This window comes from Prescottella equi (assembly GCF_002094305.1).
GTDB classification, from domain to species: Bacteria; Actinomycetota; Actinomycetes; order Mycobacteriales; family Mycobacteriaceae; genus Prescottella; species Prescottella equi.
Genome location: NZ_LWTX01000001.1, coordinates 263,295 through 277,987, shown reverse-complemented (window position 1 = coordinate 277,987; position 14,693 = coordinate 263,295). Strand labels below are relative to the sequence as shown.

The 14,693-nt window shown below is 67.9% G+C and carries 13 protein-coding genes; 2 read left to right on the top strand and 11 right to left on the bottom strand.

The genetic code is table 11. The features are described from left to right. Positions 1-6: 6 nt before the first annotated feature. Positions 7-987, top strand: coding sequence for a ribosome small subunit-dependent GTPase A (gene rsgA, locus A6I89_RS01355; RefSeq protein ID WP_022597114.1), 981 nt, complete (start codon positions 7-9; stop codon positions 985-987). 93 nt (positions 988-1,080) lie between these two features. On the opposite strand, the gene A6I89_RS01350 is transcribed toward rsgA, so the two are convergent. From A6I89_RS01350 to A6I89_RS01315, 8 genes are all read right to left on the bottom strand, one after another. Continuing rightward, on the bottom strand, positions 1,081-2,361 hold the full coding sequence (locus A6I89_RS01350) for an NADH:flavin oxidoreductase (protein WP_005518747.1): 1,281 nt from the start codon (positions 2,359-2,361) through the stop codon (positions 1,081-1,083). Between the two features lie 113 nt (positions 2,362-2,474). Beyond that, positions 2,475-2,858, bottom strand: coding sequence for an SHOCT domain-containing protein (locus A6I89_RS01345; protein ID WP_060934502.1), 384 nt, complete (start codon positions 2,856-2,858; stop codon positions 2,475-2,477). Between the two features lie 154 nt (positions 2,859-3,012). Then, positions 3,013-4,251 carry a fatty acid desaturase family protein gene (locus tag A6I89_RS01340; protein ID WP_005518745.1) on the bottom strand — a complete coding sequence of 413 codons (1,239 nt, stop codon included), beginning with the start codon at positions 4,249-4,251 and terminating at the stop codon, positions 3,013-3,015. A gap of 70 nt (positions 4,252-4,321) precedes the next feature. Continuing rightward, positions 4,322-5,581, bottom strand: coding sequence for a fatty acid desaturase family protein (locus A6I89_RS01335; RefSeq protein WP_005518743.1), 1,260 nt, complete (start codon positions 5,579-5,581; stop codon positions 4,322-4,324). Positions 5,582-5,702: 121 nt separating this feature from the next. Then, entirely contained in the window at positions 5,703-6,818 is a 1,116-nt protein-coding gene (locus A6I89_RS01330; protein WP_005518741.1) for a ferredoxin reductase, read from the bottom strand. A gap of 118 nt (positions 6,819-6,936) precedes the next feature. Further along, the gene (locus tag A6I89_RS01325; RefSeq protein WP_005518740.1) at positions 6,937-7,452 is read right to left on the bottom strand and encodes a DUF6912 family protein; all 516 of its coding nucleotides are present in this window, start codon (positions 7,450-7,452) and stop codon (positions 6,937-6,939) included. Between the two features lie 21 nt (positions 7,453-7,473). Further along, complete coding sequence (locus A6I89_RS01320; RefSeq protein ID WP_005518738.1) at positions 7,474-8,910, bottom strand: WS/DGAT/MGAT family O-acyltransferase; 1,437 nt, start codon at positions 8,908-8,910, stop codon at positions 7,474-7,476. Next, on the bottom strand, positions 8,910-9,350 hold the full coding sequence (locus A6I89_RS01315) for an HAD-IA family hydrolase (RefSeq protein ID WP_005518737.1): 441 nt from the start codon (positions 9,348-9,350) through the stop codon (positions 8,910-8,912). Before A6I89_RS01315 ends, A6I89_RS01320 begins: the two co-directional genes overlap by 1 nt. Positions 9,351-9,441: 91 nt before the next feature. Here A6I89_RS01315 and A6I89_RS01310 point away from each other — a divergent pair, with 91 nt between their 5' ends. Continuing rightward, positions 9,442-10,071 (top strand): Rv3235 family protein, encoded by a 630-nt coding sequence (locus A6I89_RS01310; RefSeq protein WP_022597124.1) that lies wholly within the window; start codon positions 9,442-9,444, stop codon positions 10,069-10,071. A gap of 10 nt (positions 10,072-10,081) precedes the next feature. Here A6I89_RS01310 and secA read toward each other — a convergent pair whose 3' ends face one another. The 3 genes from secA to A6I89_RS01295 form a co-directional block, all read right to left on the bottom strand. Then, positions 10,082-12,919 carry a preprotein translocase subunit SecA gene (gene secA / locus A6I89_RS01305; RefSeq protein ID WP_037086126.1) on the bottom strand — a complete coding sequence of 946 codons (2,838 nt, stop codon included), beginning with the start codon at positions 12,917-12,919 and terminating at the stop codon, positions 10,082-10,084. Positions 12,920-13,074: 155 nt separating this feature from the next. Then, positions 13,075-13,752, bottom strand: a complete 678-nt coding sequence (hpf, locus tag A6I89_RS01300; protein WP_041674361.1) for a ribosome hibernation-promoting factor, HPF/YfiA family — start codon at positions 13,750-13,752, stop codon at positions 13,075-13,077. 240 nt (positions 13,753-13,992) lie between these two features. Then, the gene (locus tag A6I89_RS01295) at positions 13,993-14,658 is read right to left on the bottom strand and encodes a ComF family protein (protein ID WP_232244768.1); all 666 of its coding nucleotides are present in this window, start codon (positions 14,656-14,658) and stop codon (positions 13,993-13,995) included. Between the last annotated feature and the right edge of the window lie 35 nt (positions 14,659-14,693).

The window sequence follows — 14,693 nt, the reverse complement described above, 5'->3', positions numbered from 1 at the left end:
CGCCGGGTGTACGACGAGTCCGACGTCCGGATCCGTCCGGGCAAGGGGTCGCGTCCACGGACCAAGAACCGACCCGAACACGCCGACGCCGCAGAGGGAATGGTCGTCTCCAAGGACCGGGGCCGCTGGGGCGTCGTACTGGGCGGCGACCCGGACCGGCTCGTCGTCACCATGCGGGCCCGCGAACTCGGCCGGACACCGATCGTGGTGGGCGACCAGGTGAGTGTGGTCGGCGACCTGTCCGGCAAGCCCGACACCCTGGCCCGCATCGTCCGCGTCGCCGACCGGTCGACCGTGCTGCGCCGCACCGCCGACGACACCGACCCGTTCGAGCGGATCGTCGTCGCCAACGCCGAGCAACTGCTGATCGTCGTCGCGCTGGCCGACCCGCCTCCGCGCACCGGCTTCGTCGAACGCGCCCTCGTCGCCGCATACGTCGGTGGTCTGGAACCCGTTCTGTGCCTGACGAAGAGCGATCTCGCGACGCCCGACGAGTTCGCGGCCACGTTTGCCGGTCTCGACGTTCCCGTGGTGGTCGCCGGCCGCGACGATCCGATCGAACCGGTGACCGAGATCCTCGAGGGCCGCCTGACCGCACTGATCGGACACTCCGGTGTCGGCAAGTCGACGATGGTCAACCGGCTGGTACCGGACGCCGACCGGGCCACGGGCGTGGTCTCCGGCGTCGGTAAGGGCCGGCACACGTCGACGCAGTCGGTGGCGTTGCCACTGCCCGGCGGAGGCTGGGTGATCGACACCCCCGGTATCCGATCGTTCGGACTCGCGCACATCTCCCCCGAGAACGTCGTCGAGGCGTTCACGGACCTGGCCGCGGCCGTCGAGGACTGTCCCCGCGGATGCACGCACCTGGGCCCGCCCGCGGATCCCGAGTGCGCGCTGGACAAACTCGAGGGGAAGTCGGCGGACCGCGTCGAGGCGGTGCGCCGACTGCTCGTTGCGCTGATGTCCAACGAGTCCTGGACGTAGGGGGCGGTAGCCCGACCCCCGCTGTGCCACGTCGCGACCGGACGGCGCCCGCCCCGATCCGGGGCGGGCGACCATCGGGTGCGGGGCGCCGCGTCAGGCGGGAGTTATCGGCAGTTCCCGCGAGCGGTCGGCGGTGAACGAGGTGGCCGTGGCGGGACCCGCGGCGCCGTGAGTGCTGTCCGGGTCGAGCACGCAGTGGGTGCGTCCGTAGACGGTGTACATGCACTTGTTGTTGTGGTTACAGCGCCCGGAGACGGTGCGGTCGGCCTGGATTCGGCTCACGAGGTCCGGCTCGCGCAACAGCGCCCGACCCATCGCGACGAACCCGAAGCCCTCGCGCATGCCGGTGGCGATATGGTCGTAATTGTTGATGCCGCCCAACAGGATCAGCTGGGTCTCCGACACCACCGGGACGAACTGTCGAGCGGATTCGAGCATGTACAGGTCCTCGTACGGGTAGGTGCCGAGTGCGCGCTTCCCGAAGAGCCGGACCCCGGTCTTGAACGGCTCCTTCATCACCGCCGCGAACTCCTCCACGGGGACGTCACCGCGGAACAGGTACATCTGCTTGAAGAACGACGAACCCTGGGTCAGCTCGATCGCGTCGAGGTTGCGGTCCCGGTCGAGCAGCTGCACGGTGCGCAACGACTCGGACAGCCAGATGCTGCCCCGGATGCCGTCGTCCATGCTGATCTTCGCGGTCACCGCGATCCGATCTCCCACGACCTCACGTACCCGCTGCGCGATCTCCCGCACGAGCCGCGAGCGGTTGTCGATGGTTCCGCCGTACTCGTCCTTGCGGCGGTTGAGCAGCGGGCTCAGGAACGAGCTCGGCAGATACAGGTGCCCGAAGTGCAGCTCGACGGCGTCGAAGCCCGCCTCCACGGCGATCGCAGCCGCGTCCCCGAACTGGTCGATCACGCGGCGGATCTCCGACGCGGTGATCTCGCGGCAGTACTCGAGCGACGACGGGTTGATCACCCGGCTCGGCGACATGGCCGTCACTCCGGTGATCTTCTTCGACGCGACGACACCGGCGTGGCCGAGCTGCGCGGCGATGGCTCCGCCCGCGGCGTGGACCGCGTCCGTCAACCTCTGCAGGCCCGGAAGTGCCTTGTGGCTCATCAGGATCTGGCCGGGCGCACTGGCCCCTTCGGGGGCCACACAGCAGTAGGCCACCGTCGTCATCCCCACCCCGCCCCGGACGAAACCGAGGTGGAAGTCGATGAGGTCGTCGGTGACGAGGCCTTCCGGCGACCGCCCCTCCGAGGTGGCGGCCTTGATGATGCGGTTGCGCAGCCGAACGGGCCCCAGAGCGGCGGGGGCGAAGGGATCCGGGGTCACCGTCTCGGTGGGTAGGCCTGCGATGGTCATGAGTCGCCCTTCTCTCGATCCAATTGTGACGGGCACCACGATTCGTGGAGGCTGTCGCGGCGTCAATACCGCGTCCCTCCCACCGGGCAACCTGCCTGGATCGAGAGCCCGGGTCAGTCGACCCCGCGCGCACGCGCCGCGAGGACGCGGTACTCCTCGTCGGTGATCGTCCCCGAGTCGAGCAGTGATTTCGCCGTCGCGAGGTCGTCCGGCGACGGCGTCCCCGCGACCCCCCGGATGTAGGCGTCCTCGGCCGCTCGGTACCGACGGTCGGCGCGGGCGGACCGCTCGACCATGCCGCGGCCGCGGACGATCAGGTAGACCATCTCCCCGATGATCGGCAGGACGAACAGGAAGAAGACCCACACGGCCTTCGCCCATCCGGACGTCCGGTGGTCGCGGAAGAGATCGGTGAGGATCGAGAACAGGATCACCACGTACGCCGAGAAGGCGAAGCACGCGAAGACCAGCCAGAAATACTCCCAGAACGAGTCCATCGCTTGCTCCGTTCACGAGACGACGGCGAGTGAACTGCGCAGTCCATTCTGCTACCGGTCCGCCCGCGGGACACGACGATTCACGGAAAGCACGAATCCCGGTGGGATCCACACCGAGAAAGGTGCGGATCCCACCGGGACTCGGACGAACCCTCTAGCGCGACACCAGCGCGCGCAGGCCGCGGCGCTTCTTCGACGCCTTGATCGCCGACAGCAAACCCTTGCGCCTACCCGTCACCGGGTCGATCGTCGCGGTGGTGTTGCCGCCGAACTTGCGCTCCGACGCCGTCTCGGGCGCATCGTCCGGCGTGTCCTTGAGGAACTTGTTCGGCAGCGACAGCTTGGCGATGGTGCGCCACGACTTGGCGTACTGCACCGGCAGCGGACCGGTGGTGTACGGCAGGTCGTACTTCTCGCACAGCGCCCGCACCTTGACCGCGATCTCGGCGTACCGATTGGACGGCAGATCCGGGTAGATGTGGTGTTCGATCTGATAGCTCAGGTTGCCGGTCATGAAGTCCATGACCCGCCCTCCGGAGATGTTGGCACTGCCGAGCATCTGCCGCAGGTACCACTCGGCGTGGGTCTCGTTGTCGACGTCCGCCTTCGTGAACTTCTCGGCACCGTCCGGGAAGTGACCGCAGAAGATGACCGCATTGGTCCACAGGTTTCGGATGACGCCGGCGGTGAGGTTCGCGGTGAGCGTGCTCTTCCACGCCTTGCCGGTCAGGGCCGGGTACACGACGTAGTCCTTGAGGGTCTGCTTCGCGATCTTGCGGCCGACCTCCTTGGCGTTCTTCTTCGTGTACTCGCGGTCGTCGCGACCGGCCGCGACCCGGCCCAACTCGAGGAGCTGGATCGCGATGCCGTACTCGAACAGCAGCGCCAGGATCGCGTTGTACGCGAGGTTGCCGTAGTTGAACGGCCGCCACTTCTGGTCACGGGTGACGCGGAGGAGCCCGTAGCCCACGTCGTCGTCCATGCCCAGGATGTTCGTGTACTTGTGGTGCAGGTGGTTGTGGGTCTGCTTCCAGTGCGCCGACGGGTCGACGTTGTCCCACTCCCAGTTCGCGGAGTGGACCTCCGGATCGTTCATCCAGTCCCACTGCCCGTGCATCACGTTGTGCCCGAGCTCCATGTTCTCGATGATCTTCGCGACGCCGAGCATGCCGGTGCCGAGCAGCCACAGGGGCCGCTTCCGGCTGCCGAACAGCACCGCACGTCCACCGATCTCGAGGGACCGCTGCAGTCGGATCGTGTTGCGGATGTAGCGCGCATCGCGCTCGCCACGGGAGTCCTCGACATCACGACGGATGGCGTCGAGTTCGCGGCCGAGCGCCTCGACGTCGGCATCCGTCAGATGCGCGTACTCCTTGATGTCGGTAATCGCCACGGCCCTACCGTACCGTAAGTTACGGCACCGTAGGTTAACAACAGATCACTGTGTGACACGTCACAGTCGGCTACACCCGGCGGGGACGCCCCCGCCGACCCACCTGCGCCTCGGCGTGCGCGCGCAGCGCCGACAACAGTCCGCGGCGCCGCCCGGTGCGCGCGTCGACCCGCAGCGCCTCGGCGATCCGGGACCCCGTCGAGGCGAACTTGCGCTCCGACGACGTCTCGGGCGCGTCGTCGGAGGTGCGCTTGAGGAACCGGTCGGGCAGCGCGAGCTTGTGGATCGTCCGCAACGCCAGCAGGTACTGCCTGCTCAGCGGCCCGGAGGTGTACGGCAGGTCGTACTTGGCGCACAGCGCCTGCACCCGGACGCCGATCTCGGCGTAGCGGTTCGACGGCAGATCCGGGAACAGGTGATGCTCGATCTGGTAGCTGAGGTTGCCCGTCAGGAACGCCATCACCGGACCCGCGTCGATGTTGGCGCTGCCGAGCATCTGCCGCAGGTACCACTGCGCCCGAGTCTCGTTCTCGAACTGCTCGACCGTGAACTTCTCCGCCCCGTCCGGGAAGTGACCGCAGAAGATCACCGCGTAGGCCCACAGGTTGCGGACGAGGTTCGCCGTCGCATTCGCGGTGAGCGTGTGCTTCCACGCCCGGCCCGACAGAGCCGGGAACAGCACGAAGTCCTTGCCGACCTGCCGGACGATCTTCACCGCGAACTGCCGATTGGGCGCGGTGTTCAGTTTCTTGTGATCGACGCCCTCGAGGTCCTTCTGTGCCGAGAGGTCGTGCAGCGCAATCCCCCACTCGAAACCGGCCGCGAGAATCACGTTCGCGATCGGCTGGAACAGATTGATCGGCCGCCACTTCTCGTCGCGGGTCATCCGCAGGATGCCGAATCCCACGTCGTCGTCCATGCCGACGATGTTCGTGTAGGTGTGATGCGAGTAGTTGTGCGCACGCTTCCAGTGGTCGGACGGACCCGTCATGTCCCACTCCCACGTCGTGGAGTGGATCTCCGGATCGTTCATCCAGTCCCACTGGCCGTGGGTGACGTTGTGCCCGAGCTCCATGTTCTCGATGATCTTGGCGAGCGACAGCATCGCGGTGCCCGCGACCCAGGCCGGCTTGCGTCGACTGGCGAGGAGCACCACCCGCGCACCGAGTTCCAGCGAGCGCTGCAGTTTGATCGTGCGCCGGATGTAGCGGGCATCGCGTAGGCCCCGAGACTCCTCGACGTCGCGACGGATCGCGTCCAACTCGCGCCCGAGGGCGTCGATATCGGCGTCGGTGAGGTGGGCGAACTCTTTGATGTCCGTAATGGCCACCGAGGTCCTCCGTTGGATAGATCAGTTCACCGGCGTCGACATTCGACGCGAGGCACAGCACTCAACGATACGGGAAATCGGACACCTGCCGATCTCGCAGATACCGAGATCACAGGCGCGTTCAGGCGTCGAGAGTGCAGTCGCCGGCGGCGGCCGAGATGCACGTCTGGATGCGCTCGCCCTCGGCGTGCTCCTTGCCGTTGCGCAGATCGACCGCGTGACCGGACTCCAGCGGCAGCACGCACGTCTGGCAGATGCCCATGCGGCAACCGAACGGCATCAGCACGCCGGCCTTCTCGCCGGCCTCGAGGAGCGTGGTCGCGCCGTCCACCTGGACCTGCTTGCCGGAGCGGGAGAACGTCACGGTGCCGCCGTCGCCGGACAGATCCGCGCGGGACACCGCGAAACGCTCGAGGTGCAGGTTCGGACCGACGCCCTCGCGCTCCCAGGTCTTCTCGATCTCGTCGAGCATGCCCTGCGGACCGCACGCCCACACCTGACGCTCGCGCCAGTCGGGGCATACCTCGTCCAGCGACGACAACTCGAACTTGCCCTGCGCCCGGGTGTGCCGGACATGGCAGCGGAAGGACGGGTGCGACTTCTCCAGCGCGGTGAGTTCGTCACCGAACATCACCGCCTCCTCGGTGGGGGCCGAGTGCACGTGCACGACGTCGGGCAGGTCGTCGCGGCGGTCCATCGTCCGCAGCATCGACATGATGGGGGTGATGCCGCTGCCCGCGGTGAGGAACAGGATCTTCTCCGGCGGCGGTTCCGGCAGCGCGAAGTTGCCGGTGGGCGCGGCCAGGCGCACGATCGTGCCCGACGGCACGCCGGTCACGAGATGGCTCGACAGGAACCCCTCGGGCATCGCCTTGACGGTGATGGAGATCAGCTTGTGGTCGACGTTGGGCGCCGATGTGAGCGAGTACGACCGCCAGTGCCAACGTCCGTCGACGTGGATGCCGATGCCGACGTACTGGCCCGGCTGGTAGTCGAAGTCGAAGCCCCACCCCGGCTTGATCACGAGCGTCGCCGAGTCGGCGGTCTCCGGCCGGACCTCGACGATGCGGCCGCGCAACTCGCGCGCCGACCACAGCGGGTTCACCAGGTGTAGGTAGTCGTCGGGGAGAAGCGGCGTCGTCAACCTGGTCACGGCACCGCGCACCAGGCTCGCCACGGACCGGTTAGACCCGGCAACTCCCGCTGCAGGCCCCTCGATCCAGCTCTTCAGTCCCATCCGACCTCCATCTCGCACTTCGGGCGTACGGCCAGAGTAGGGCATGTCCCTACGGTGGCGTAACTTACGCCCGAGTAATGAGCAGAGGTAACGATCCGGGTGGGACGTACGACCCCGATCAGAGCAGTTCGAGCAGGAACGGCAGCTCCTGCGTCGCGTACCACGCCAGCTCGTGGTCCTCGGCGTCCCCGAGCACGAACTCGGCGTCCGCGTCACCGAGATCCGCGTCGTCGACGATCGCGACGGCCTTCTCGATGTCCGGCTCCGCCTCCGCCAGGTCGACGTGCACCGACGCCACCTGCTTCAGCGTGAGCACCTGACCGAGCCGCACCACGGCGTCGTCGAGGTCGGGACGGTGCGTCGCGTCCTCGACGTCCGCCGCGATCACCGCACGGCGGTACCGGGGCGCCGGGGCGTCGCTGCCGGGTTCCGGAACGGCGGCGGCGATCAGTCGCAGCGACGCGCGTGCCGCCTCCGCCATCGCGACCTCGGACAGCTCGTCCTCGTCACCGGAGTGGTACGCCTCGCGCAGCGCGGGGGTGACCGCGAACGCGGTCCGGCTCACCGGCGCCAGCTCGCGCTCGGCCACCAACTGCTCCAACATCGCGATCGTCGCGGGAACGTAGACCCTCACGCTCGACCTCCGGTCACGGACTCAGCCACTGGCATCCAACAACTCCTCGAGAGACTCGTGCAGCGACGCGGCCACGACGTCCACATCGGCCATCGCGTCGCGATCCGCATTCAAACCGTAGTGGACGTTCCCGTCATAGGACGTCAACGCAATGCTGAGGGCCTGATTCTCCAGCAACGGGGACACCGGATACATCTCCACCATTCGCATCCCCGCCAGGTACAGCGGAATCTGCGGGCCGGGCGCATTCGTGACCATGACGTTGAACATCCGTTGGGACAGACTGCTCGCCGCCCGGGCCCCGCGGGCGTGGAGCGAGGCCGGCGCGAACCCCGACAACCGGATCATCGTCCGGGCGGTCACCTGCCTGCTCTGCCGCCCGAAAGCCTCGGTCGCGTGCGCCACGTGGGACAGGCGCATCACCGGATTCGGCTCCCCCACCGGCAGATCTACCAGGAACGACGAAGTCCGCCCGTGCGGTTGCCCGTCGCCCCCACCCACGTCGACGACACTCGCACCGTTCGTTCCCGGATGCGCCTCGCAGATCGACATCGGTGCCAGCGCGCGCAACGTCGTCCCCTCCGACACCGGCATCCCGCGCGACAGCAGCCAGTTCCGCAACGCCCCCGCGACCACCGTCAGCACGACGTCGTTGATCGAACACCCGTAGCGGGCCCGGATCTTCCGATAGCGCTCCAGGTCGGTGGTGGCGGTCGCGAACCGACGGTTCCGCGAGATCGGCGCGTTGAGCGGACTCGACGGTGCCGGCTGCGCGGCGGTGCGGGCGAGCGCGGCGAGTTTGCCGAGGGCGCCCACCGTCTCGTCGACCACGCTCGACACGTCGCCGAGCGTCATGCGCAGCGTCTGCAGGCCCTCGCGCGGTTGCGAGACCAGTTGCGCGAGGGCACCGGCCACCAGCGCGGCTTCGCTCGGCGCCGACTCCGGCATCCAGAGGTCCACCGACGTCTCCTCCGGTATCGCGGTGTCGTCCAGCAGCACCTGCCCGATGTCGAGCGCCTTCTCGCCGTCCACGAGGGCCGAATGCGACTTCACGAACACCGCGCACCGGTTGTCGGTCAGCCCCTCGACCACGTACATCTCCCAGAGCGGGCGGGTGGTGTCCAACGGTCGCGACAACAGCCTGGCCACCAGGTCGTGGAGCTGCTCGTCGGTGCCCGGGGACGGCAGCGCCGAACGCCGCACGTGGTAGGTGATGTCGAAGTCCTGGTCGTCGACCCACACCGGTCGCGCGAGCCCGAACGCCACTTCCCGAACCTTGCGGCGATACCGCGGAACCAGATGGAGACGGGCGTCGACGAGCCGTAGCACCGCCTCGAAGTCGAATCCTCCCGACGGAACTTCCAGCACCGCAACGGAGCCCATGTGCATGGGAGCGGTACCCCCGTCGAGGAAGTAGAACGACGCGTCCTGCGTCGTGAGCCTCGTCGCTTTCGCCATCAATGCCCCCTGTTCCGCGCCACCTTCGCCCCCGACTCCCGACTGTCCGAATCGAGAAGAATCGCAATCTCTTCCGCGGCCGACTCCGGATCGGCGTGATGCACACCCACCATGCCCGCGGCGACCGCACCGCGTACGTTGCCGATCAGGTCGTCGACGAAGATGCACGCACTCGGCGCCAGCCCCAGCCGATCGGCCGTCAACTCGTAGATCCGGCGATCCGGTTTGGCCGTCCCGACGTCCCCCGAGATCACCACGACATCGACGAACGCACCCTCGAGATCCCGCAACGGCTGCGCGCGCGGCCCGCCGGGGTCGTTGCTGAGGATTGCGGTGCGCACACCGTCGCGCCGGGCCGCAGCCACGACGCCCGCCATCAGGCGGCCGTCGGCGCCCGGTCCCGCGAGCACGCCACCGAAGTCCAGCACCAGCCCTTGCACTCCCCCACCCTAGGACGGCCCGGACGTCTCCGCGACACCAGCCGGACCCCGACAGCGCCCGCGCCTCTCGCTTTCTGTGGCCGGACATGTCATGCTGTCGCGCAGATTCCGCCTCTCCACGGAGTCGACCACCCGCGTCCGTCCGGATCCGAATCCGGCGGGCGCAGTCGACGAGCGTGCCGCCCCGAGCGCACCGGAGAGGACGATCATGCAGGTACCACACCGATTCATCTCCCCCGCACCGCATTTCGAACCGCCTACCCGGAACGGGGTCCACCCGCTCGGCCGACGACCGGTGGCCGAACCGCGGGTCGGCACCACTCGTAGGTCACCGCACGACGGCCGCTCACCGCGCCGAACCCTGCCGCGGCCGAATGTGGAGAACGCCGCGCCCCCGGAACTGCGCCGGTTCACCGAACACTCGCTCCGGCTCACCTTGGAAGTGCTCGACGGACGCCGTCCGCCGGCCCACCTGCGCCCCCTGCTGACCAAGTCCGTGCACGATCTCGTGCCGGCGCTCGTCCGCTCCGCGCCGGCCGGCCGCCGCCTCGGGGGCGCCATCCTCACGCGCATCCACATCCGCGTCGTGCAGGTCGACGCCGCCGAGGTGTTCGGCACCTACAACCGCGGCGGCCGGGTGTTCGCCCTCGCCGCGCGTATCGAACGCGGAAAGGGCGCACACCCGGCCGGATGGGCGATCACATCTCTGCAGATCGCCTGACGAGCACGGTCTAGCGCTTGCGCTTGGACTTGGGGGCCCGCTTCGACTTCGCGTCGGCACGGGCCGCCTCACGACGCTCGCGGCGGGTGCCGGGCTCACCGTCGACGTCACCGGCCGCGCGGCTCACCTGAGCGCTACCGTCCTCCGCGGGGCCCGACAGCGTCAGCCCCCGGGGCTGCTCGTCGTCGAGGCCCTTCGCCCGCAACGCGACCGGTGCGGCAGGCGCCGACTCCGACGCCGGAGCGGACTGCTGCCCCAAGGCCGGCCCGCCCGCGGCAGCGGCAGCAGCCGAGGCCGCGGTGACGCTCACCGGAGCTCCGCCGCCCTGCGGCGTACCGGCCTCGACCTGCAGGTTGAACAGGAACCCGACCGACTCCTCCTTGAGCCCCTCGAGCATGCCGGTGAACATGTCGAAGCCCTCGCGCTGGTACTCGACCAGCGGGTCGCGCTGCGCCATCGCGCGCAGGCCGATGCCCTCCTTGAGGTAGTCCATCTCGTAGAGGTGCTCACGCCACTTGCGGTCCAGGACCGACAGCATGACGCGACGCTCGAGCTCGCGCATGCCGCCCTCACCGGCGATCTCGTTGATCTGCTGCTCCCGCTTGGCGTACGCGTCGTGCGCGTCCTTCAACAGGGCGTCGAGCAGACCCTCCCGGTCGAGGTCGGAATCGCCCGCCTCCGCGGCGCCGACCAGTTCCTTGTAGTCGATGCCCACCGGGTACAGCGTCTTCAGCGCCGACCACAGCTGCTCGAGATCCCAGTCCTCGACGTAGCCCTCGGACGCGGCACCGTTGACGTACGCGGTGATCACGTCCGTGATCATCGACTCGACCTGGCCCTCGAGGTTCTCGCCTTCGAGGATGCGGCGGCGCTCGTCGTAGATGACGGTGCGCTGCTGGTTCATCACCTCGTCGTACTTGAGGACGTTCTTGCGGATCTCGAAGTTCTGCTGCTCGACCTGCGTCTGCGCGCTCTTGATGGCCTTCGAGACCATCTTGGCCTCGATCGGAACGTCGTCGGGCAGGTTGAGCCGGGTCATGATCGACTCGAGCGCCGCACCGTTGAACCGGCGCATCAACTCGTCACCGAGCGACAGGTAGAAGCGGGACTCGCCGGGATCGCCCTGACGTCCCGAACGACCACGCAGCTGGTTGTCGATGCGGCGGGACTCGTGACGTTCGGTGCCCAGCACGTACAGGCCGCCCGCGGCACGAACCTTCTCCGCGTCCGCCTTGACCTCGTCCTTGACCTTCTCGAGGACGCCGTCCCACGCCGCCTCGTACTCCTCCGGATTGTGCACGGGATCGAGCCCCTGCTTGCGGAGCACCAGGTCGGCGATGATGTCGGGGTTGCCACCGAGCACGACGTCAGTGCCTCGGCCGGCCATGTTGGTCGCGACCGTCACGGCGCCGGAACGGCCGGCCTCGGCGACGATGGTGGCTTCCTGCTCGTGGAACTTCGCGTTGAGCACGCTGTGCGCCACGCCGCGCTTGGTGAACTGCTTGGAAAGGTACTCGGAACGCTCGACGCTGGTGGTACCGATGAGGACCGGCTGACCCTTCTGGTGCCGCTCGACGACGTCGTCGACGACCGCGTCGAACTTGGCCTCTTCGGTCTTGTAGATCAGGTCGCCGTTGTCGACGCGGATCAGCGGCCGGTTGGTCGGGATCGGGATGACGCCCAGGCCGTAGGTCTGGTGGAGCTCGGCAGCCTCCGTCTCGGCCGTACCGGTCATGCCCGAGAGCTTGTCGTAGAGGCGGAAGTAGTTCTGCAGCGTGATCGTGGCGAGCGTCTGGTTCTCCGCCTTGATCTCGACCTTCTCCTTGGCCTCGATCGCCTGGTGCATGCCCTCGTTGTAGCGGCGCCCGACGAGGATGCGGCCGGTGAACTCGTCGACGATGATGACCTCGCCGTCGCGAACGATGTAGTCCTTGTCGCGCTGGTAGAGCTCCTTGGCCTTGATCGCGTTGTTCAGGTAGCTCACCAGCGGCGAGTTCGCCGCCTCGTACAGGTTGTCGATGCCGAGCTGATCCTCGACGAACTCGACGCCGGCCTCGTGCACGCCGATCGTGCGCTTCTTGATGTCGACCTCGTAGTGGACGTCACGCTTGAGCAGCGGCGCGATGCGGGCGAACTCGCCGTACCACTTGCTGGACGCGTCGGCCGGACCCGAGATGATCAGCGGCGTACGGGCCTCGTCGATGAGGATCGAGTCGACCTCGTCGACGACCGCGAAGTTGTGCCCGCGCTGGACCAGGTCGTCGAGCGTGTGCGTCATGTTGTCGCGCAGGTAGTCGAACCCGAACTCGTTGTTGGTGCCGTACGTGATGTCGGCCGCGTACGCCTTGCGGCGCTGTGCGGGCGTCATGCCGGACAGGATCACGTCGACCTCGAGCCCGAGGAAGCGGTGGACGCGGCCCATCCACTCCGAGTCACGCTTGGCGAGGTAGTCGTTGACCGTGACGACGTGCACGCCGTCGCCGGAGATCGCATTGAGGTACGCCGGGAGGACACAGGTCAGGGTCTTGCCCTCACCGGTCTTCATCTCGGCGACGTTGCCGAAGTGCAAGGCTGCACCGCCCATGACCTGGACATCGAAGTGACGCTGGCTGAGCACGCGGCTCGCGGCCTCGCGGGCGACGGCGAACGCCTCCGGCAGCATGTCGTCGAGCGTCTCGCCGTCCGCGTAACGCTTCCTGAACTCATCGGTCTTGGCCCGCAGCTGCTCGTCGGAGAGCGCCTCGACCTCGGGAGAGAGGGAGGAGACATGGTCGGCGATCTGCTTGAGCCGCTTGACCATGCGACCCTCACCTACACGGAGCAGCTTCGATAGCGACAGTGACGGCACGGTCTTCTTCGTCCTCAATCCAGGTGTCGGGTTCCAGGTGTCGGTATCGGTGGCAGATACATGACAAACGGGATCCGGCCGAGGTCGGGTTACCCCAGCCGGATCCCATGTTATGCGTATTCACGGTCGGACGAGTAGACCGACCGGCCGCAACGTCAGGCCAGGCGAATCAATCCGTAGTCGAACGCGTGGCGGCGGTACACGACGGAAGGCCGGTCGGTCTCCTTGTCGTGGAACAGGTAGAAGTCGTGGCCGACCAGCTCCATCTCGTACAGCGCGTCGTCGACCGTCATCGGCGAGGCGGAGTGGACCTTGGTGCGCACGATCTGCCCCGGACCGGGCGGCGCCTCGCCGTCGAGGGAGAGATCACGGTCGATCGCGAGCGAATCATCTTGCGCGAGTGCTGCGGTGGCTTGCGCGACCGATACCGGCGTCTTCTCCCCGTAGTGGACCTTTCGGCGGTCCTTGGTGCGGCGCAACCGACTTTCCAGCTTGGCAGTCACGGATTCGAATGCCGCGTAGAAACTGTCCGCGCTCGCTTCGGCGCGGGCGACCGGCCCCTTGCCGCGGGCCGTGATCTCGACTCGCTGGCAACTCTTGGCCTGTCGGCGGTTGCGTTCGTGTTGGAGTTCCACATCGAAGTGGAAGATGGTGGGATCGAAGCGCTCGAGTCGTGCGAGCTTCTCGGAAACGTAGACCCGGAAGTGTTCCGGCACTTCTACGTTGCGTCCTTTGACGACGATTTCGGCGTTGTTCGCGCCCGTGGTACTCGGAGCCTCCGTCGTGGCGGCGTCTTCGTCAACGAAAACCGAGGCTTGCATAGGGGTCGTCACTCGTACCTCCCGATTTACGGCCGGTTCACTGAGGTGAGACCGGCGAGTTCGATCTCGACCGGGCGGGGGACCACCCGGTATCAGAACGTGAAATATCACCTCCCACCTGTGACTTCGGGTGTGATGGCGACGCTAGTACGTAACTGCTCCGTGTGCCACTGTTCAGCGCGATTTCACCGGTGTGTCGTGAACGACATTCGCCCGGATCGACCGTTTCCGCAGTTCGCCGCGTTTGCCGGGTCAGGCGGCGGCCACGACGATCACCGCCGCGACCGGCACCCCCGCGGCACCCAACGCACGCACCGATTCCGCACACGTCGCGCCGGTCGTCACGACGTCGTCGATCAGAACCACCTGCCTCCTCCCGGGGGCGCACACGCCCCACGGCGACCGATCGACCACGATCCGTCCGCCGATGCTGTCCTGCCGCTGGCCCGCCGAGAGGCCGACCGAATCGCGCACGCCTCGGCGCATCGACAGGACGGGCCACACCCGGCACCGCGCGTCCAGACAGGTCGTTGCGGACTCCACGGCCCGCAGCACCGGGTCACCTCCGCGCAGTCGCGCGGCACGGGTGCGCGTCGGCGCGGGCACCAGGCAGAGCCCTGACGACGCCGCGGGCCGCAGTTCACCCCACCGTCGCAGAACGTCGATCGCGCCCGCCAGCGCGGCACCGAGGGGCCCTGCGAGATCGCGGCGCCCACGCTCCTTCGCGGCGATCACCGCGCGCCGCCGGGGACCCGAGTACGGCCCCAGCGCCCACACCGGCACCCCCGGGTCCACGCGCGGTGTGACGGCGATCGGGACATCCGCCAGCGCCCGACGGCACCGCCCGCACCACTGGGTGCCGGTGACACCGCAACCCCCGCACTCGGCGGGCAGGACCAGGTCGAGGAGTGTGCGCACAGCCGGCAGTGTGCCGCCCGCCACCGACAACCCGC